Source organism: Enterococcus sp. HMSC078F03 (assembly GCF_001811595.1).
GTDB classification, from domain to species: Bacteria; Bacillota; Bacilli; order Lactobacillales; family Enterococcaceae; genus Enterococcus; species Enterococcus faecalis.
On sequence record NZ_KV805602.1, the window covers coordinates 174,236 to 194,751 of the forward strand.

Here is a 20,516-nt window from a genome sequence, read left to right on the forward strand (position 1 = left end):
AAATAAATGTCTATTCTGCTCAAAGGTGGAACCGTCGTATCTGCATATAATCGTCGTCAATTGGATATTCGAATTGACGGCGAGCAAATTGTAGAGATGGGGGCAAATTTACCAGTAGAAAATTCTCAGATTGAGGATGTTACGGGGTGTTATGTATTACCAGGCTTTATTGATGCGCACACGCATCTGGAATTAAATAATGGCAAAGGTTCGTTAAGTACGGCGGATAACTTTACTACTGGCAGCCAAGCGGCGGTGGCCAAAGGTACGACTACGGTTATTGATATGGCTACACCTAATAAAGGCGGCTCATTGAAAGACTGTTTAGCTACTTGGAATCAATTGGCTGAAGGCAAGAGTTCATGTGATTATACTTACCATATGTCCATGATTGAATGGAAACCAACGATAGCTGCTGAAATTCAGGAAATGATTGCTGCAGGTATTACTTCCTTCAAAATGTATATGGCTTATGATAACTTACGGACCACAGATGCGGAAATTTTTGAAGCGATGAAGGAAATAAAAAAAGTTAATGGAATGTTAGGCGTTCATTGTGAAAATGGTGATTTAGTAGATGAATTAATCCAATCATATGTTTCTCAAGGAAAGTTAGCCCCGCACTATCATCCGTTATCAAGACCGGCGGCTGTGGAAGCAGAAGCGGTAGCAAGATATTTGATGATAGCGGAAATGGCTGATTTGCCGGTTAATATTGTGCATTTAAGCACAAAACGATCGTTAGAAGCGGTGGAACGGGCTCGTCAAAGAGGACAATCAGTCTATGTAGAAACTTGCCCTCAATATCTTTTACTAGATGATCACTTGTATGATGCGCCTAATTTTGAAGCAGCAAAATATGTCTGCTCACCGCCACTACGCAAACGAGAGGATCAACAGGCTTTGTGGCAAGGAATTAAAGAGGGGGCAATCAATACAATATCGACAGATCACTGCAGTTTTAATTTTCACGGACAAAAAACAGTTGGCAAAGATGATTTTAGTAAAATTCCCAATGGGATGCCAGGTGTTGAAACGAGACCAGAATTAATTTACACGGAAGGTGTGGCGAAGGGCCGAATCACCTTGGAAAAAATGGTTGCTCTGCTTTCTGAAAATATTGCTAAACAATTCTCGATGTATCCACAAAAAGGTGTGGTGCAAGAAGGCAGTGATGCCGATTTAGTTGTTTGGGATCCTAGAACAACCGGCGTGATTGCTGCGAGAACGCAGTTACAAAATGTCGATTATACGCCGTATGAAGGATTTGAAACACAAGGACAGGCTCGAATGGTTTATTTAAGAGGTCAAAAAGTTGCTGAAGCTGGGCAAGTCATCTTGGCAAATCAAGGAAAATTTGTTTTTCGTAAAGCAACTTAAAAATAGAAGGAGGAGAAGTATTTTTGGAAAAAATTAAATGGACAGCAAATGAAATGCCGAAGACGGAGGATAAGTACTTACCTCTGATGTCTAAAGAAAAAATTGAGAAAGCTTTGGCTTTTCACAAAAGTTTTCCACAGTATTCAGAAACACCATTAGCAGAATTGAATCATATGGCCGCGTATCTGGGGTTAAATGATTTCTTTGTTAAAGATGAATCTTATCGCTTTGGTTTAAATGCTTTTAAAGTCTTAGGTGGTTCGTTTGCCATGGCTAACTATATTGCCGAAAAATTAAAGAAAGATGTTTCGGAACTAACATATGATGAATTAACTTCTGATCAATTACGATCAGCTTTTGGACAAGCTACGTTTTTTACAGCAACTGATGGCAACCATGGACGAGGAGTCGCTTGGGCTGCGAATAAATTAGGCCAAAAATCAGTTGTACTCATGCCGAAGGGTTCAACACAGACGAGAAAAGAAAATATTGAAAAAGAAGGCGCAACCGTCACAATCGAAGAAGTTAATTACGATGAATGTGTGCGAATGGCTAATAAAATGGCCGAAGAAACTGAAAACGGTGTCATGGTTCAAGACACCGCTTGGGACGGATATGAAAAAATTCCGACTTGGATTATGCAAGGATACGGAACGATGGCGTTAGAAGCCTCTCAACAATTAAGAAAATTTGGCTCTGAACGACCTAGTCATGTTTTTGTTCAAGCTGGTGTCGGCAGTTTAGCTGGGGCGGTGATTGGTTATTTTGCTAATGCTTTTCCAGAAAACCCACCGATTATGGTCGTAGTTGAGGCACAGGCGGCTGACTGTTTATATCAATCAGCAATTAAAAAAGACGGAGAAATTCGCTTTGTCGATGGTGATTTACAGACAATTATGGCTGGCTTAGCATGTGGAGAACCTAATACGATTTCTTTTGATATTCTAAAAAATCATACATCCTTCTTTGTTTCAGCACCAGATTGGGTTTCTGAAAAAGGAATGCGTATGTTGGGCGCGCCATTAAAAGGGGATCCGCAAGTTGTATCAGGCGAATCTGGGGCAGTAGCAATGGGCTTAGTAGCTACAGTGATGCAAGATCCCGACTATCAAGAATTACGTGAGGCATTGCAACTGGATGAGACGTCAAACGTTTTAATGTTTTCTACCGAAGGGGACACTGATCCAGACAATTATAAAAAAATTTTATGGAGGTAAAAGGAATGGATTTTAATGCAGTAAATGCAGCAGCAGAAGGTTACAGAGAAGATATGGTCAAATTTTTAAGAGACCTTGTCAAAATTCCAGGAGAAAGTGCAGAAGAAGGCAATAAAATTGCGCGAGCAAAAGCCGAAATGGAAAAATTAGGTTTCGATAAAATTGACATTGATCCTCAAGGGAATTTACTTGGTTATATGGGGTCTGGTGAAAAATTAATTGCTTTTGATGGGCACATGGATACTGTCGGAATTGGTGAAATGAGTAACTGGAAATTTGATCCTTACGATGGCTATGAAACAGAAACTGAGATCGGTGGTCGCGGTACGTCTGACCAAGAAGGCGGGATTGTTTCGGCTATTTATGGCGCTAAAATCATGAAAGATTTAGGTCTATTATCAGAAAAATATACTGCTTTAGTAACAGTTACTGTCCAAGAAGAAGACTGTGACGGCTTATGTTGGCAGTACATTATCAAAGAAGACGGTATCCGTCCAGAATTTGTTGTTTCAACAGAGCCAACAGATGGTGGGATTTATCGTGGTCAACGAGGCCGCATGGAAATTAAAGTTGATGTCAAAGGCGTTTCGTGTCATGGCTCAGCACCAGAACGTGGAGATAATGCCATTTACAAAATGGCGGATATCTTACAAGATGTTCGTGCCTTAAACAACAATGGAGATACAGAAAGCACAGCGATTCGTGGTTTAGTTCGTATGTTAGATCCTAAGTACAATCCAGAGTGGCAAGAAGCCCGTTTCTTAGGACGTGGTACGGTGACTGTATCGCAAATTTTCCATTCTTCACCAAGTCGGTGTGCTGTTGCGGATGGCTGTACCGTTTCACTAGACCGTCGAATGACTGCTGGAGAAACTTGGGAAAGTTGTTTAGAAGAAATTCGCAATTTACCAGCTGTTAAAAAATATGGAGATGATGTGACGGTTTCAATGTACAACTATGATCGTCCTTCTTATACTGATTTAACTTATGAAATTGAATGTTATTTCCCAACGTGGGTCATTCCAGAAAATCATGATGTAACAAAAGCCTTGATGGAAACGCATAAAAATCTCTATGGAGAAACACGGAAAGGCTCTGTAGAAACAGTGGAAATGCGTGAAGAACGCCCATTGTTAGATAAGTGGACCTTCTCAACAAATGGCGTTTCAATTATGGGACGTAATGGCATTCCTTGTATTGGTTTCGGGCCAGGGGCGGAAGCACAAGCACATGCACCAAATGAAAAAACTTGGAAAGATGATTTGGTTCGTTGTGCAGCCGTTTATGCGGCATTACCAACGGTTTATTGTGGTTAAGTAAAGGATTATTAGACAAGAAAAAAGGAGCAGATGGAATGGAAACGTTTAAAGAATATATTGAGAAATTAGATAAATTAGAATTTGAAAAAATGTACGAAAATGACTTTTTCCTAACTTGGGAAAAAACAAGAGATGAATTAGAAGCTGTTTTCACAGTTGCCGATACATTACGCTATTTAAGAGAAAATAATATTTCAACTAAAATCTTTGATAGTGGCTTGGGGATTTCTTTATTCCGCGACAACTCTACAAGAACACGTTTTAGTTTCGCTTCAGCGTGTAATCTTTTGGGCTTAGAAGTTCAAGATTTAGACGAAGGAAAAAGTCAAATTTCTCACGGAGAAACTGTTCGTGAGACAGCAAACATGATTTCTTTTATGGCTGATATCATTGGTATTCGTGATGACATGTACATTGGTAAAGGCAATGCTTACATGCACGAAGTATCAGAATCTGTCCAAGAAGGATATAAAGATGGGGTATTAGAACAACGCCCAACGTTAGTGAATTTACAATGTGATATTGACCATCCGACGCAAGCAATGGCGGATGCGTTGCATTTAATTCATGAATTTGGTGGTATTGAAAACCTGAAAGGGAAAAAAGTTGCCATGACTTGGGCGTATTCACCATCTTATGGAAAACCATTATCTGTTCCTCAAGGAATTGTTGGTCTAATGACCCGTTTAGGAATGGATGTCGTCTTAGCACATCCAGAAGGTTATGAAATTATGCCAGAAGTAGAAGAAGTTGCGAAGAAAAATGCGGCAGAATTTGGTGGGAACTTTACTAAAACGAATAGTATGGCAGAAGCATTCAAAGATGCGGATGTTGTTTATCCGAAAAGCTGGGCACCTTTTGCGGCAATGGAAAAGCGAACTGAATTATATGGCAATGGTGACCAAGCAGGAATTGATCAATTAGAACAAGAATTACTTTCTCAAAATAAAAAGCACAAAGATTGGGAATGTACAGAAGAATTGATGAAAACAACGAAAGACGGCAAAGCTTTGTATATGCATTGTCTACCAGCTGATATTACTGGCGTAAGTTGTGAAGAAGGCGAAGTGGAAGCTTCTGTTTTCGATCGTTATCGGGTCGAACTTTACAAAGAAGCTAGCTACAAACCGTATGTTATTGCGGCTATGATTTTCTTAAGTAAAGTAAAAAATCCGCAAAAAACTTTAACAGACTTAGCGGATAAAGCGACACCAAGAGAAGTAAAATAATGAATTTGGCATGAAGACAGATGCTTTTTCTTTACACAATGAATCATTAGAAGTTGCCTCTTCAACATGAACAAATAAGACCTTCCCAAGTCTATTCATGAATGTGTGATTGTCTCGAGTCAAGAACGCTTAGTCATGTGCGTTGACTTCATGCAACGACAACAGACAGTTAATACGAAAACTCGTTGTGAAAAAGAAAAAGCATCGTCCTTTTTATAAAACAGAAAATGAGGTGAAGCAATGGGCAAACGCGTCGTAGTAGCTTTAGGTGGCAATGCTTTAGGAAATAATTTGACGGAGCAGATGACTGCCGTAAAACAGACTTCCAAAGCGATTGCAGATTTGATTGAAGCAGGATATGAAGTTATTTTATCTCATGGCAATGGTCCTCAAGTGGGGATGATTCAATTAGCTATGGAAGAATTTTCCTTTAATAATCTACAATATCCAGTTGTTCCGTTATCCATGTGCGTAGCCATGAGTCAAAGTTACATTGGCTATGATTTAGAGAATGCGCTACAAGAAGAGTTGCGTCAGCGAAATATAAGTAAAGCCGTCACCACCATAGTCACTCAAGTGGTCGTGGATGAAAATGATCCGGCGTTCAAAAAACCAACGAAACCAATTGGCCGCTTCATGACAAAAGAAGAAGCAGAACAATTAGTCAAAGAAAAAAATATACAAGTGATGGAAGATGCTGGCCGTGGTTATCGCCAAGTCGTCGCTTCTCCTAAACCAAAAAATATTGTCGAACTTCTCACGATTCAAACATTGGTTGATGCTGGCCAAACAGTCATTGCTGGCGGCGGTGGTGGCATCCCAGTCATTCAAGAAGGGAACCGACTAAAAGGTGTAAATGCAGTCATCGACAAAGATTTTTGTAGTGAACGACTAGCTGAACAAGTAGATGCTGATCTGCTCGTGATTTTAACAGCAGTTGAAAAAGTTTGTATTAATTTTGGTAAAGAAAATCAAGAAGCCTTAGGGAATGTTTCAACAGAAAAAATGAAACAATATGCGCAAGAAGGTCAGTTTGCTCCAGGTTCAATGTTACCAAAAGTTGAAGCAGCGATTAAGTTTGCTGAATCTAAGCCAGGTCGAAAAACATTGATTACGTTATTAGAAAAAGCCAAAGAAGGATTATCTGGAAAAACAGGGACTTTAATTGAAAATAAAGAATCATAGAATGGAGGAAAACGATGACAAACAAAATGATTAATTCTGCACAGGCACCAGCTGCTGTAGGACCTTATTCACATTCTGTCTTAGCGGGAAATACGTTGTACATTTCTGGACAACTAGGATTAGATCCGCAATCGGGCGAAATGAAGACTACAGTGGAAGAACAAGCAAAACAAGCTTTTATCAATTTAGGTTCGATTTTAAAAGAGGTCGAGATGACCTATGATAATGTTGTGAAAACAACGGTGTTTTTACAACATATGTCTGATTTTAGCAAAATTAACGAAATCTATGGGAATTACTTTTCAGAAGTTTTGCCTGCACGTTCTTGTGTAGAAGTAGCCAAGTTGCCAAAAGATGGTTTATTTGAAATTGAAGCAGTTGCTGTCAAAGGATAATTTTTAAGATGTTTCTGAGGGAAAAAGGATTGCATTCTTTACTGATTAAGGGGAACAATCCTTTTAGAATAAAAAGAAGAAGGAAACGATCCTATGAATGAAAAAAAAGAGCAAGCATTATTTGAATATGATGCGAAACTATCAATTTCTGAAGCAATTCCGATGGGATTGCAACACGTTGTCGCAGCAGTAGTAGGGATTGTCACACCGGGAATTATGATTGCCAAAGTTTGCCAATTAAGTCCTAGTGATACGACTATTTTGATTCAAACATCATTGATTTTTTCAGCAGTTGCAACGTTAATTCAACTTTTCCCTATTTTTGGAAAAGTGGGTTCACGGTTACCAGTTATGATGGGGGCAAGTTTTGCGTATGTACCGATTTTGATGGCCATCGGAGCTGATTTTGGGATTGCAGCAATTTTTGGTTCCCAATTAGTTGGCAGTATTCTTGTTATTATTGTTGGTTTGTTCATTAAAAAAATCCGTGTGTTGTTTCCGCCTTTAGTAACAGGAACGGTTATTTTAAGTATTGGGCTATCCCTGTTTCCAGTTGCGATTAAGTATATGGCAGGAGGAGCTGGTAGTGCTGATTTTGGTTCAGCCCGGAATTGGTTAGTTGCATTATTAACCTTTGCGATTGTCTTTTACTTCAATTATTTTGCAAAAGGATTTTTGAAGTTATCAGCAATTTTAAACGGAATGGTTATTGGTTATTTGATTTCTTTAGCTTTAGGGATGGTTAGTTTTGAGCCAGTTCAAAATGCTAAAATCGTTCAGCTAATTACCCCGTTTCATTTTGGACTGGATTTTCAACTGGTACCTATCTTTACGCTGGTGGTAATGTTTATTGTTGATGCTGTTCAAGCCATCGGTCAATTTACAGCAACAACGGTTGGGGCAATGGATCGGGATGCAACGGATGAAGAATTATCTGGCGGAATTATGGGGAGTGGTTTCACTAACTTTATTGGCAGTTTATTTGGATCAATCCCAGTGGCAACTTTTGGACAAAATGTTGGTCTGGTTACGGTAACAAAAGTGATTAATAAATATGTTCTGGTTTTCGCTTCAGTTATATTATTAATTGCTGGTTTTGTTCCGAAAGTAGCTGCATTATTAACTACGATTCCTTATGCGGTAATTGGTGGCGCAACGATTTCAGTTTTTGCTTCTATTTCTATGACAGGTATTCGGATGATTGCTTCGCAGGAAATGACTCCTCGAAATACTGGGGTTGTCGGAACAGCTCTAGCATTTGGAATTGGTGTCACATTGTCTACTGGAAGCTTAGCTGGTTTTCCAACTTGGGTAACAACGATTTTCGGTAATTCGGAAGTTATCTTAACCACTTTGGTAGCAGTCCTTTTAAATGTCATTTTAAAACCAAAAAAGCGCGTAGCACTTGAGTAAAGATTGCTTTTTTTGATACGAAAGTGAGTAAGCTTTCGTATCCTTTTTCCCTTACGTTATCTATAAAAAAATGAACGAATAAAGGAGGAGAAGATGTTTACGTATTCCCTAAACTTAAAATTAAAAACAGATCGGAACTTTTTTGGTCCTGGCGTTGTCGAAGTTTTACAAAAAATTCAGCAAACTGGGTCACTAAACTTAGCGGCAAAAGAGATGAAAATGTCTTATAATAAGGCATGGCGGATTGTGCGGGTAGCTGAAGAAGAGCTATCTTTTCCATTAATTATCAAAAGTGTTGGTGGTTGTAATGGTGGCGGGTCAATTGTTACGGATCAAGGAAAAGAGTTGATTGATCAATATCTTTTATTTGAGAAAAAAGTGTATCAACAGGTAGAGGCATGCTTTGAAGAAATCTTTAAAGAACAGGATGTAGTATCGGAGGAACTGAAATGAGAGAAGTATTTCAGCGTTTGAAACAGGCAATATTGGAAAAGCAAGACACGATGTTATTAACGATTGGTACAAGTTCAGGATCTACACCACGAAGTCAAGGGGCTAGAATGCTGGTTTCCGCCGAAGGTAGAATAGCCGGAACTGTTGGTGGTGGGGCGGTTGAATTTCAGGCTGAACAAGTGGCAAAAAAGCTACTTCTTGAGAAAGAAAATGCACAACGTCAATTTATTTTAGCCCCGAATAATATTGCTGATTTAGGCATGGTCTGTGGCGGAAATGTCACGATTTTTTTCCATTATCTTTCATGGGAAACGCCATTTTTAAAAGAGTTGTGTGAGTCCATAGAAACGCATTTTCAAAATAATCAACAAGGTTGGTTAATGACTGAACTAGATCAAAACAATTTAGGAAAAGTATCCTTTTATAGTGAAACAGGCGAATTGATTGGTTCCACTTCTTGGGAGGGGGAATTAAGTTTGCTACCTAAAGGTATCCATTGTGTGCAAAAAGAGGAAACAACTTTTTTAACAGAAGCAATCCTCCAAGTAGGGAAAGTATATATTTTTGGAAGTGGACATGTCGCACGCGCATTGGTACCTATTTTAAACTATTTATCGTTTTATTGCGTTGTAGTGGACGATCGTCCAGAATTTTTGACGGCACAAGCTTTTCCACAAGCTGAGGAACTACGGGTTATTCCTTTAGAAAATTTAGCTGCGTTTATTGAAATAACGGCGGACGATTATGGTATAGTAATTACCAGAGGACACAATTTTGATTTCATCGTTGCCAAACAGTTATTGGAAACACCAGCCAAATATATTGGTGTGATGGGGAGCAAACACAAAGTTGCTTCACAAGTTCGACGGTTAAAAGAGGTCGGTTATACAATGACTGAAATTGAAAGAATTTTCATGCCAATTGGCTTAGATATTGCAGCCGAAACACCAGAAGAGTTAGCGATTAGCATCGCGGGAGAATTAATTCAACAGCGCTATCAATAATGAGGACCTTTAAGTTAAATAAAAAAGTTTTTTTACTAAAAAATAATTTTTAGAACGAAGATTTGTGGTATAATCTAGGTGATTGAACACTAAACTATATCAGAAATCGAGGTGCAAGAAATGTATTCAATTATTGTAAATGGTCAAAGTGAAACCTGTGAAACAAACAAAAAATTAATGGACTTTTTGCGGGAGGATCTGGGCCTAACTGGAACAAAAGATGGCTGTAACCAAGGCTCTTGCGGTGCATGTACGGTGTTAGTAAATGGAAAGGCTTCCAAAGCATGTTTGTTTACTCTAGAAAAATTAGCTGGCAAAGAAGTCACGACAATCGAAGGTTTAAGCCAACGGCAAAAAGATGTCTATGCTTATGCGTTTGCAAAAACGGGTGCAGTTCAGTGCGGGTATTGCATCCCTGGGATGGTTATTTCGGCACAAGGATTATTGAACAAGAAACCCGAACCCACAAAAGAAGACATTCAGAAAGCTATACGAGGAAACATTTGTCGTTGTACAGGATATGTGAAAATAATAGAAGCCATTCAGTTAGCTGCTAAAATGTTTTGTGAAGAAACGAGCATTCCAGAAGAACATTCAAATGGTAAATTAGGGGAAGACTTCCAACGGGTCGATGCAGTGGAGAAAACCTTAGGAACAGGGATTTATGTAGATGACATTGACATAGAAGGAATGCTTCATGCATCTGCTTTGCGGAGTGCCTATCCTCGCGCAAAAGTTCTATCAATCGATAGTACCCAAGCATTGGCGCATCCTGACTGTGTGGCTGTGTTCACAGCTAAAGACGTTCCAGGAAATAATAAAATTGGTCATTTAGAATTTATTTCCGATTGGGATGTAATGATTCCAGTAGGAGAAATAACACGGTATGTTGGGGATGCAGTAGCACTCGTTGTTTCAAAAAGAAAAGAAACCTTACCAGAGATAAAAAATTTAGTGGAAGTTGATTACGAAGAAATGATACCGCTTACTTCTTGTGAAGCTGCTTTAGCAGAAGGTGCACCAGCTATTCATGAAAAGGGCAATATCTTGTCTCATGAACACTTGGTACGTGGCAACGCAGATGAAGTATTAGCAAATTCTGCGTTTGTAGTGACAGAACATTATTCCGTACCAATTAACGAACATGCCTTCATGGAACCCGAGTGTGCGATTGCACAGCCTGAAGGTGAGGGCATTTTACTCTTTAGTGCGGGTCAAAGTATCTATGATGAACAACGGGAAGTGGCTCGGATGTTAGGACTAGACAAGGAAAAAATTCATGTTCAATCAAAACTTGTTGGTGGTGGTTTTGGTGGGAAAGAAGACATGAGTGTTCAGCATCATGCATCCTTAGCCGCTTGGTTATTGAAGAAACCAGTAAAAGTACTGCTAAGCCGTGAAGAAAGTTTGATGGTTCATCCCAAACGCCATGGCATGGAAATGGACTTTACGACCGGCTGTGATGAAGAAGGCAATTTAACTGCAATGAAAGCAGTGATTTATGCGGATACTGGGGCCTATGCTTCTTTAGGAGGACCAGTATTGCAACGGGCTTGTACACATGCGGCAGGTCCCTACAAGTATCAAACGATTGATGTGGAAGGGTTTGCTGTATATACTAATAATCCGCCAGCAGGTGCATTTCGTGGATTTGGTGTTTGCCAAACGGCTTTTGCAATTGAAAGTAATTTAAACTTGTTAGCAGAAAAAGTCGGACTATCACCATGGGAAATACGCTTTAAAAATGCCGTCGCCCCAGGAGATACTTTACCGAATGGACAATTGGTCTCGAAAAATGCGGCGTTAAAAGAAGCCTTGTTAGCGGTTAAAGACGTCTATGAACAAGCGGAAGTTGCTGGAATTTCTAGTTTCTTTAAAAATAGTGGCGTGGGTGTGGGGCTACCTGATACAGGGCGTTGTATTATTTCTGTTGAAGAAGGAAAAATACATGTCCGCACAAGTGCTGCTTGTATCGGTCAAGGAATGGCAACCGTTACGACGCAAATTGCCTGTGAAACATTAAATTTACCACCAGAAATGATTGTTGCGGAAGCCCCTGATACGAGAAGAACACCGAATTCAGGAACGACAACGGCTTCGAGGCAGTCACTCTTCACAGGAGAAGCAACTAGAAGAGCGGCAATGCAATTACGGTATGAGCTTGATATGGGACGTGCTTTAAGTGATTTGGAAGGTGAAGAATTTTATGGGGAATATTCAGCGAAAACGGATCCGTTAATTAATGATAAAAAAAGTCCAGTTAGTCATGCTGGCTATGGTTATGCTGCTGAAGTAGCTATTCTAGATGACAAAGGAAAAGTAGCTAAATTTGTGGCTGCGTATGATATGGGGCAAGTGGTGAATCCACGAGCTGCTGAAGGTCAAATTGAAGGTGGGATTGCGATGGGCATGGGGTATGCTTTAACTGAAAAATTTGCCTTAGAAGAAGGCTATGTTAAAGCAAAATATGCAACGCTAGGATTAGTGAACGCCACTCAAGTACCACCAATCGAAACAATTTTGGTTCATGCTGACAATCTTCACGAAGGTTTAGCTTATGGAATTAAAGGCGTAGGTGAGTTAGCAACGATCCCTACCGCACCAGCTTTAGCAGGCGCATATTTTGCCTTGGATGGTCAGCTCCGACCAAGTCTGCCTTTAGAAAATACCCCTTATCAAAAGAAAAAAAGATAAAAGGAGACAACTCATGTCACTCGTTAGTGTCATTATTCTAGCATCGGGCAATTCACAACGGATGGGCCAAAATAAATTGTTCTTAAAATATCAAGGAAAAACATTTTTAGAGCACACGTTAACCTTAGTGAATCAATTAGACGTATTAGAACGGATTTTAGTTGTTTCGCCTGAGAATCAGCCAGCGTTTCCTTTACCTAAGAACATTCAGTTGATTCTCAATCATCAATGGCAAGAAGGGCAAAGTAGCAGTATTCGTTTAGGAACTGAACAAGCTCGGGGAGCTGGCTATTTATACTTACCTAGTGATCAACCATTGTTAACACCTAAAATGCTACAACCTGTGTTAGATAAATGTCAGAGAAATAAAATTGTAGTGCCATTACAAAAAGATGGCTGTCCTAGTAGTCCAGTATTATTCGGTAATCAATTTCGACAAGAACTATTAACATTGACTGGTGAAAAAGGCGGACGCATGATTTATGAACGCTTTCCAGAAGCAGTTCAGATGCTGAGAATAGCGACTCCTGGCCGTTTAAAAGATATCGATACGCCAGAAGAGTACAGAAAATTAATTCAAGAAACCAATAGTTAGAGAGGAAAATCGTATGAAGGATTTGGTTTATTTAAATTATGCAGCGACTTCCTATAAAAAATTTCCAGCAACCATTGAGGCTTTGACTGCCTATTTAGCAGAAAATCAGTTCATGAATTACGGAAGAAATGCCCCTTTGCTTAGAGAGGGGCTTCCTCTTTTAGAGACACGTCAATTGTTTGCAGACTTTTTTCAGGCACCCAGTGCGGCTCAGATTACGTTTACGAATAACGCAACAACTTCCTTAAATCTTGCATTAGCGGGGATTTTACAACCTGGCGACCATGTGATTACGACTATGTTAGAACATCATGCAGTAGCTAGACCGCTTCACTTACTTGAGAAAGAACGAGGCATTTCAGTGACGTATGTTGCTTGTCAAAAAACTGGCCTGTTAGATGTAGAAGATATTCAGCGAGCCTGGCGAACGAATACAAAAGCCTTGGTGATGACACACGCATCCAATGTCTTAGGCACCATTTTACCCATTGAAGAATGTTTTCAATGGGCCCACCAGAAAGGATTACTAACTGTTTTGGATGCGGCTCAAACGGCGGGATTTTTACCAATAAAAATGACCCAGATGGCCATTGATGTGTTAGCCTTTACTGGACATAAAAGCTTATATGGATTAGCAGGTATTGGTGGGTTAGCTTTTAGTGAGCGAGGGGCTGAAGCGGTTAAGCCACTGATAACGGGCGGCACTGGTAGCCACTCTAATTCCTTTGATCAACACTCTTTTTTACCAGATAAATTTGAAGCTGGTACGTTAAACAGTTTAGGTATTCTAAGCTTAAATAGTTCTGTTAAAGAGTTGAATAAAATTGGTTTAGCAGCGATTCAAAAGCACGAACGAACCTTAATGCAGAATTTTTTAAATGGTTTATCAGGGTTACCTGTCACAATTTTAGGAACCAAGGACGTGGCACAAACTGTCCCTGTTGTTTCTATCACACTGTGGAATCAGGAAGAAACAGTAGTGGCACAGCAACTAGCAGAACAATATGGCATTATGACGCGCGCAGGTTTACATTGTGCACCATTAGCCCATGAAACAGCTGGGACTTTAGCAACTGGCACCTTACGTTTTAGCTTTGGTTGGCAGACAACGCCTGAAGAAATTACTTGGACAATTCACGCTTTACAAGAACTACTAATTTGAGAAGGAGCGGACAGCATGGATTTTTTATCACAATGTACATCAGGTGGCTGCGGGGCAAAAATTGAATCCCGTGTACTGAATCAATTATTGCAACACTTACCCGAAACACCGGCAAATGAGCGGCTACTCGTCGGATTTGAACATGCCGACGACGCCGCGGTTTACCAACTAACGCCTGAAAAAGCTTTGATTTCAACGGTTGATTTTTTTTCACCAATGGTCAATGATCCGTTATCATTTGGAAAAATTGCGGTCGCTAATGCTTTAAGCGATGTCTATGCCATGGGCGGAACAGTCCTTTATGCGCTAAATCTTGTTTGTTTTCCACAAAAGATGTCAAAAGAATGGTTGGAACAAATGCTCTTAGGTGGCAGCTTAAAATTAAAGGAAGCGGGTGCTTTACTGGCGGGAGGCCATTCGATTTATGACCATGAACCCAAGTATGGTTTAGCGGTAACTGGAGAAGTTCATCCAGAAAAATTGTGGCATAATAATACGCCACAGGTGGGGGATGTCTTGATTTTAACTAAAGCATTAGGTGTAGGAATTATTCAAGCGGCTGTTCGGGGGCAATTAGCGAAGCAGACGGAACAAAAAATCGCACAAGATTCGATGGAACGTTTAAATAAATATGCCGCTGCAAATGCTCGATCCTACGCAGTACATGCTTGTACTGATGTGACTGGGTTTGGTCTATTAATTCATGCAAAAGAAATGGCTGATAATCAGGTAACATTACTGATTGATACAGAAGCATTACCAACCATTACAGGAGCGTTGGCCTACGCCGCAGAATGTTTAGTCACTGCAGCTGGGCAAAGAAACCGCCAAACAATCGGAACGACAATCGATTATTCAAAAATTTCTATGGAAATGCAAGAACTTTTGTTTGATCCACAAACATCTGGCGGACTGTTAATTAGTGTCGCTGCTGATGAAGCGGCAGCCTGTTTAGCAGCTATTCAAAAAGAGGACCCTGTTGCCAAAATTATTGGCGAGGTTCTGCCAAAAGAACAACAAGCAGTAGTACTTTTATAGAGAGAAGGGCCAAATATGAAATTAGTAGATGCGTTGGGAAAACCTTGCCCAATACCTGTGATTGAAACAAAAAAAGCCTTGGCGGAGTTAGGTTTAGCTGGAGGCACTATCGAAGTTTTAGTCGATAACGAAGTAGCTGTTGAAAATTTGAAAAAATTAGCTGCTAAAAAACAGGCCACTTTGACTGCGAAGCAGATAGAAGCCACGGTTTTCTCTGTCAAAATTACGGTACCTGAAGAAGCGACGCAACAAACAAGTCAGTCAGCAACAGATTTAGTAATTACGATTGGCTCCGATCAATTAGGTACTGGAGACGAGCAGCTAGGACGACTATTAATGAAAAGTTATCTTCAATCATTATCAGAAGCAGAAACTGTTCCTACACAGCTATTATTCTTTAATCGAGGGGCGTTTTTAACGAATCAAGCAGCGAATACCTTAGCTGATTTGCAACAATTAGCGGAGAAGGGAACCACGATTCAAACGTGTGGGGCCTGTTTAGATTTTTATCATTTAACAGACACCTTAGCTATCGGCTCTATTACTAATATGTATGAAATTGTTGAAACGATGAATCAAGCGGCTAAAGTAATTACGCTTTAACAAAAAAGAAGGTGAAAAGATGGAGTATTTGCTAACCTTTCCGAATACACATTATGCTGTTCAGGCAGAACAAGTACTGTTGACAAGAAAGGTGGCTGTTCGCGTCTTTACTTTGCCACCATCATTGACGGATGGCTGTGGGATCGGTTTACTCATTAATGAAGCGGAAATAACTCACAGTGTATGTTTTTTAGAAGAAGCAAAAGTACGCGTAGCCTCTATTTTTTCTGTGAAAAATGACCTTGGGGAAAGGAGGTACCAACTGTGGAGTCCTTAAAAAAGTGTTTTGATTTACAAGGAAAGGAGATTGTGTCAATTGTTGGTAGTGGTGGGAAAACAAGCTTAATGTGGGCGCTAGCAAAAACATATCGAAAAGAAGCTGTTCTGGTTAGTACAACCACAAAAATTGGGTTTCCCCAACGTCAATTGTATGATTATTTTTATACGAACCATTTTGAAAAAATAACGCCGAATATCTGCGGAATCACTTTAGCAGGAACCGCTATCAACAACCAAACAAAACTAACAATGCCTGCAATGACCTCGTTTCAAACATTGTTTCAGCACTTCACGAAAGTTTTTTTAGAAGCGGATGGGTCCAAACAACGACCTTTGAAAGGCTGGTCCTCTTATGAACCCGTGATATTAAAAGAAACAACCACCACAATTGGTGTGCTTCCGATTTCTGTGATTGGTCAAAAGATAGATGAAACGACCATTCATCGGTTGCCGCTTTTTTTGGAATTAACCGATGCGCAACTACAAGAACCAATCACAGAAACATTGTTAGCTCAACTGATTGCTCATCCAAAAGGATTGTTTAAAGAGAGCCAAGGCCAACGAATTTTGTGTTTAAATCAAACCCATACGCGAAGAGAATTTGTTCAAGCAATGAATGTCTGTCTTCAATTACCCAAAAGCTGTTTTGAAAAATTAGACAAGATTATTGCTTGCAATATGGAATTAGAGAAAGGACTTATTTTATGGGAGAAATCAGTCAAAACATCCAAGAAAAATTAGTGATTGTTCGCGGAGCGGGTGATCTAGCGACAGGCGTTATCCAAAAATTATGGCACGTTGGCTTTAAAATACTAGTATTAGAAACAGAATGTCCTCTGGCCATTCGGCGGACTGTTTCAGTTTGTGATGCTATTTTCCAGAAAGAACAAAGAGTGGAAGATTTGGTTGCTGTTCGAATTACTTCATTAAAGGATTGCGCGAAATGTTGGCAGCAAAATAAGCTGCCTGTTTTTGTCGATCAAACAGCAAGTGCTATTCAACAATTGAAACCACTGATTGTTATCGATGCGATTTTGGCTAAGAAAAATTTAGGTACGCATCGAGGAATGGCACCGATTACGATTGCTTTAGGACCAGGCTTTTCAGCACCGCAAGATGTCGATGTTGTGATTGAGACAATGCGTGGCCATAGGTTGGGACGTTTATACTTTGAAGGAACAGCTTTACCTAATACAGGTATTCCAGGTGAAATTGGCGGAAAAAGTGCGGAACGAGTTGTCCATGCCCCTGCTTCAGGACAAGTTACCCACCTTAAAAACATAGGGGATCTCGTGTTGAAAGGGGAAGCATTATTCTTTATCGATCAGGTTCCAGTTTATTCGCCTCTGACAGGGACTTTGAGAGGATTGATTTCAGAAAAGGTAACCTGTTATCAAGGGTTGAAGTGTGCAGATGTAGATCCTCGACCAGTTGAGAAAGTCGATTGCTTGACGATTTCCGACAAAGCTCGTGCATTAGGGGGAGCGGTTTTAGAAGCAATTTTTATGATTGGAAGAAGGAAAAACGTTTTATAAAAAAGAACCTAAATAATATTTTTTTTACCTTAAAAATATTGTTAAAAAGGTTTGGAATGTGGTATAGTAAAGACGTAGTAAAAAATACTCTATCTCGAAAGGGGAAGAGTACATACTTATTTAGATTAGTTTGTGAATAAAATCATTTGTAAAAGTTATTTTTTTAGGAATTAATGTAAGGGGTTACAATTGCATTTGAATGCATTGAAATATTTAGGAAAAAGAAAGGAAATGAATGAAGATGGCACTAGTAAAAATTGTTTATGCAAGTATGACTGGAAACACAGAAGAAATTTCCGAGATTTTGGAAGAACAGTTTCAAGAAGCTGGAGTTGAAGTAGAACGTGAAGAGTGTTCAGAAGTTGATGTAGACTTCTTTGATGATGCAGATGCTTGTATTATCGCAACGTATACTTATGGTGATGGGGAACTGCCTTTTGAATTTGAAGATTTCTTTGATGAATTAACTGAAAAGGATTTAACAGGTAAGCCATTTGGCGTTGTTGGTTCCGGTGATCGTGAATATGGTGAATTTTTCTGTAAATCAGCGCATGATTTTGTAGGAGCTTTTGAAAAAGCTGGTGCTAAAAAAGTAGCTGAAACAGTTGAAATTGAAAACAATGCAGAAGAAGAAGACATCGAAATGCTAAAAACATTTGTTAAAAGTGTTGCCACAACTTTATCTGATAGCGTTGCCTAAAGGTTTAAGAAAGTAGGAGTCAGAATGAAAAGGAATGATGAAGGTAGGTATTTCAATGTTTAATATTCTTCAGTCGACTCAATTATCTAGTAATACATTTGACTTTTGGCTGGAAGCGCCAAGAATAGCGACACATGCTCAGGCTGGACAGTTTGTTATTTTAAGAATTGACGAAAAGGGAGAACGGATTCCCTTAACGATTGCGGAGACAAATCCACAAGCAGGCAGTATTCGAATTATTTTCCAAGTAATCGGTAAGACAACAGCTGCACTTTCCCAACTTAAAACTTCCGACTCTTTGTTAGATGTCACTGGACCTTTAGGTATGCCCACAGAAGTGAAGCAATATGGAACGGTGATGGTTGTCGGTGGCGGGGTTGGTATCGCGGCTATTTATCCAATTATCAAGGCTTTAAAAGAAGCAGGCAACCGAGTGATTACGATTTTGGGAGCACGAACAGCTGAGTTAGTTCTGTTACAAGAAGAATGCCGTCGTTATTCAGATGAGCTAATCATTACAACGGATGATGGTTCATTAGGTAAAAAGGGTTTAGTAACAGAAGCGATGGAAGAAGTTATTGCACGTGAATCTGTAGCGTGCAGTTGGGCGATTGGGTCCAGCATCATGATGAAATTTTGTACCTTGACAGCTGAAAAACATCAATTACCAATTTATGTTTCCTTGAATCCTATTATGATTGACGGAACAGGCATGTGTGGCGGTTGTCGGGTCACTGTTGATGGCACCATGAAATTTGCCTGTGTTGATGGACCTGAGTTTAAAGGCAATGAAGTAAATTGGGATGAATTCATTAATCGAATGAAGCAATATCAGGAAGAAGAAGCAGTTTGCTTTACAGATCGTTTGAAAGAGCAGGTGGAGAAAAATGGCTAGAAAAAGTCGTATAAAAACACCGATTGCGGAACAAGCACCTACTATCAGAAAGAATAATTTTGAAGAGGTTTGCTTAGGCTATACATTAGCAGAAGGGCAAGAAGAAGCGATTCGCTGTTTACAATGTAAAAATGCACCTTGTATTGCTAAATGCCCCGTGATGATTGATATTCCTGGATTTATTTTAGCTATTCGTGAAGGAAACATGGAACAAGCAGCCAATATTTTAAGTAAATATACGAATTTACCTGCTATTTGTGGACGCGTTTGTCCGCAAGAGAAACAATGTGAACAAGTTTGTAAATTAGGGAAAGCCAAAAACTTTGAACCAGTGGCAATTGGCAAATTAGAACGTTTAGTTGCCGATTGGGCATTAGAAAATCACATGTTTCCAAAAAAAACAGCGGAACCAACAAAAGGGAAAATCGCAGTGGTCGGTTCTGGTCCTTCTGGGTTAACAGTTGCGGGGGATTTGGCAAAGCTCGGCTACGAAGTAATTATTTTTGAAGCGCTTCATGAAGCTGGTGGCGTATTAACCTATGGCATACCTGAATTTCGATTACCGAAAAAAATTGTTAAACAAGAAATTGCGAGTATTGAAGCCTTAGGTGTAACAATAGAAACCAATGTGGTAGTAGGTAAAACGATTACGATGGAAGAAATAATGTCAGAGTTTGATGCCTGTTATCTATCGGTTGGTGCAGGGGCACCAAATTTTATGGGAATCCCAGGAACTAGTTTAAATGGGGTTTATTCTTCTAGTGAATTTTTAACACGAATCAATTTAATGCATAGCTATGAGTTTCCAGAATATGATACACCGATTAAACGTGCTAAAAATGTTGTTGTGATTGGCGGCGGGAATGTTGCAATGGATGCCGCTCGTTCAGCCAAACGATTAGGCGCTGAAAATGTGAACATTGTGTATCGTCGTTCGTTAGAAGAATTACCAGCAAGAATTGAAGAATACCACCATTCCCTTGAAGAAGGAATTAACTATTATTGGTTAACGAATCCAATTGCTTATTTAGATGACCAACAAGGAAATCTAGCCGGTGTTGAATGTATCAAAATGGTTTTAGGTGAACCAGATGTGTCTGGAAGACGACGGCCAGAACCGGTTCCAGACAGCACGTTTACCATTCCTGCTGATGCAGTAATCGAGGCAATTGGCCAAGGGGCAAATCGAGTTTTGTTATCAACATATCCAGAAATAGAACTAAACCAATGGGGTTACATTCAAGCTGATCCTAAAACAGGAGCAACCTCAATACCTGGCGTTTTTGCCGGGGGCGATATAGTCACAGGTGCTGCCACCGTTATTTTAGCGATGGGCGCTGGGAAAATCGCAGCTAATGCAATTGATCAGTATGTCAAAACACAAAAAACAACAGTCACAAGCAATGTTTAGGAAAGATAA

General features: G+C 39.7%; 20 protein-coding genes. All 20 read left to right on the forward strand.

The window, feature by feature from the left end; all coding sequences use genetic code 11:
- Positions 1 to 6: 6 nt before the first annotated feature.
- The 20 genes from hydA (at position 7) to gltA (ending at position 20,507) form a co-directional block, all read left to right on the forward strand.
- Positions 7 to 1,380: a dihydropyrimidinase gene (gene hydA, locus HMPREF2810_RS13515; protein WP_002376596.1), complete on the forward strand. Its 1,374-nt coding sequence runs from the start codon at positions 7 to 9 to the stop codon at positions 1,378 to 1,380.
- Between the two features lie 23 nt (positions 1,381 to 1,403).
- Complete coding sequence (dpaL, locus tag HMPREF2810_RS13520; protein WP_002356589.1) at positions 1,404 to 2,597, forward strand: diaminopropionate ammonia-lyase; 1,194 nt, start codon at positions 1,404 to 1,406, stop codon at positions 2,595 to 2,597.
- Positions 2,588 to 3,913, forward strand: coding sequence for a YgeY family selenium metabolism-linked hydrolase (locus tag HMPREF2810_RS13525; RefSeq protein WP_002362247.1), 1,326 nt, complete (start codon positions 2,588 to 2,590; stop codon positions 3,911 to 3,913). Before dpaL ends, HMPREF2810_RS13525 begins: the two co-directional genes overlap by 10 nt.
- Before the next feature lie 38 nt (positions 3,914 to 3,951).
- Entirely contained in the window at positions 3,952 to 5,145 is a 1,194-nt protein-coding gene (gene ygeW, locus HMPREF2810_RS13530) for a knotted carbamoyltransferase YgeW (protein ID WP_002359643.1), read from the forward strand.
- Positions 5,146 to 5,385: 240 nt separating this feature from the next.
- Positions 5,386 to 6,330 carry a carbamate kinase gene (arcC, locus tag HMPREF2810_RS13535; protein WP_002384165.1) on the forward strand — a complete coding sequence of 315 codons (945 nt, stop codon included), beginning with the start codon at positions 5,386 to 5,388 and terminating at the stop codon, positions 6,328 to 6,330.
- A 14-nt stretch (positions 6,331 to 6,344) separates the two neighbouring features.
- Positions 6,345 to 6,725, forward strand: a complete 381-nt coding sequence (locus HMPREF2810_RS13540) for a RidA family protein (RefSeq protein ID WP_002362244.1) — start codon at positions 6,345 to 6,347, stop codon at positions 6,723 to 6,725.
- Between the two features lie 93 nt (positions 6,726 to 6,818).
- Positions 6,819 to 8,138 carry a nucleobase:cation symporter-2 family protein gene (locus HMPREF2810_RS13545; RefSeq protein WP_010815215.1) on the forward strand — a complete coding sequence of 440 codons (1,320 nt, stop codon included), beginning with the start codon at positions 6,819 to 6,821 and terminating at the stop codon, positions 8,136 to 8,138.
- A gap of 93 nt (positions 8,139 to 8,231) precedes the next feature.
- Positions 8,232 to 8,591, forward strand: a complete 360-nt coding sequence (locus HMPREF2810_RS13550; RefSeq protein ID WP_002356595.1) for a winged helix-turn-helix domain-containing protein — start codon at positions 8,232 to 8,234, stop codon at positions 8,589 to 8,591.
- Entirely contained in the window at positions 8,588 to 9,595 is a 1,008-nt protein-coding gene (locus tag HMPREF2810_RS13555) for an XdhC family protein (protein WP_002384168.1), read from the forward strand. Before HMPREF2810_RS13550 ends, HMPREF2810_RS13555 begins: the two co-directional genes overlap by 4 nt.
- A gap of 120 nt (positions 9,596 to 9,715) precedes the next feature.
- Entirely contained in the window at positions 9,716 to 12,289 is a 2,574-nt protein-coding gene (gene xdh, locus HMPREF2810_RS13560) for a selenium-dependent xanthine dehydrogenase (RefSeq protein ID WP_002384169.1), read from the forward strand.
- A 13-nt stretch (positions 12,290 to 12,302) separates the two neighbouring features.
- Complete coding sequence (mocA, locus tag HMPREF2810_RS13565) at positions 12,303 to 12,884, forward strand: molybdenum cofactor cytidylyltransferase (protein WP_002356598.1); 582 nt, start codon at positions 12,303 to 12,305, stop codon at positions 12,882 to 12,884.
- Between the two features lie 13 nt (positions 12,885 to 12,897).
- Positions 12,898 to 14,046 (forward strand): selenocysteine lyase SclA, encoded by a 1,149-nt coding sequence (sclA, locus tag HMPREF2810_RS13570; RefSeq protein WP_070635620.1) that lies wholly within the window; start codon positions 12,898 to 12,900, stop codon positions 14,044 to 14,046.
- A 15-nt stretch (positions 14,047 to 14,061) separates the two neighbouring features.
- Positions 14,062 to 15,084 (forward strand): selenide, water dikinase SelD, encoded by a 1,023-nt coding sequence (selD, locus tag HMPREF2810_RS13575; protein WP_002384171.1) that lies wholly within the window; start codon positions 14,062 to 14,064, stop codon positions 15,082 to 15,084.
- A 15-nt stretch (positions 15,085 to 15,099) separates the two neighbouring features.
- Complete coding sequence (gene yedF / locus HMPREF2810_RS13580; RefSeq protein WP_002367122.1) at positions 15,100 to 15,687, forward strand: sulfurtransferase-like selenium metabolism protein YedF; 588 nt, start codon at positions 15,100 to 15,102, stop codon at positions 15,685 to 15,687.
- Positions 15,688 to 15,706: 19 nt separating this feature from the next.
- Positions 15,707 to 15,964, forward strand: a complete 258-nt coding sequence (locus HMPREF2810_RS13585; RefSeq protein ID WP_002367121.1) for a putative Se/S carrier protein — start codon at positions 15,707 to 15,709, stop codon at positions 15,962 to 15,964.
- On the forward strand, positions 15,952 to 16,707 hold the full coding sequence (yqeC, locus tag HMPREF2810_RS13590) for a selenium cofactor biosynthesis protein YqeC (RefSeq protein ID WP_002384172.1): 756 nt from the start codon (positions 15,952 to 15,954) through the stop codon (positions 16,705 to 16,707). The genes HMPREF2810_RS13585 and yqeC overlap by 13 nt, the downstream gene beginning before the upstream one ends.
- Positions 16,671 to 17,501, forward strand: coding sequence for a selenium-dependent molybdenum cofactor biosynthesis protein YqeB (gene yqeB, locus HMPREF2810_RS13595; protein WP_002384173.1), 831 nt, complete (start codon positions 16,671 to 16,673; stop codon positions 17,499 to 17,501). Before yqeC ends, yqeB begins: the two co-directional genes overlap by 37 nt.
- A 235-nt stretch (positions 17,502 to 17,736) precedes the next feature.
- The gene (locus HMPREF2810_RS13600; RefSeq protein WP_002384174.1) at positions 17,737 to 18,201 is read left to right on the forward strand and encodes a flavodoxin; all 465 of its coding nucleotides are present in this window, start codon (positions 17,737 to 17,739) and stop codon (positions 18,199 to 18,201) included.
- Positions 18,202 to 18,238: 37 nt separating this feature from the next.
- The gene (locus HMPREF2810_RS13605; protein WP_002384175.1) at positions 18,239 to 19,096 is read left to right on the forward strand and encodes a sulfide/dihydroorotate dehydrogenase-like FAD/NAD-binding protein; all 858 of its coding nucleotides are present in this window, start codon (positions 18,239 to 18,241) and stop codon (positions 19,094 to 19,096) included.
- A complete protein-coding gene (gltA, locus tag HMPREF2810_RS13610) occupies positions 19,089 to 20,507 on the forward strand; it encodes an NADPH-dependent glutamate synthase (protein ID WP_002384176.1) in 1,419 nt (472 codons plus the stop codon). The genes HMPREF2810_RS13605 and gltA overlap by 8 nt, the downstream gene beginning before the upstream one ends.
- Positions 20,508 to 20,516: the final 9 nt, after the last annotated feature.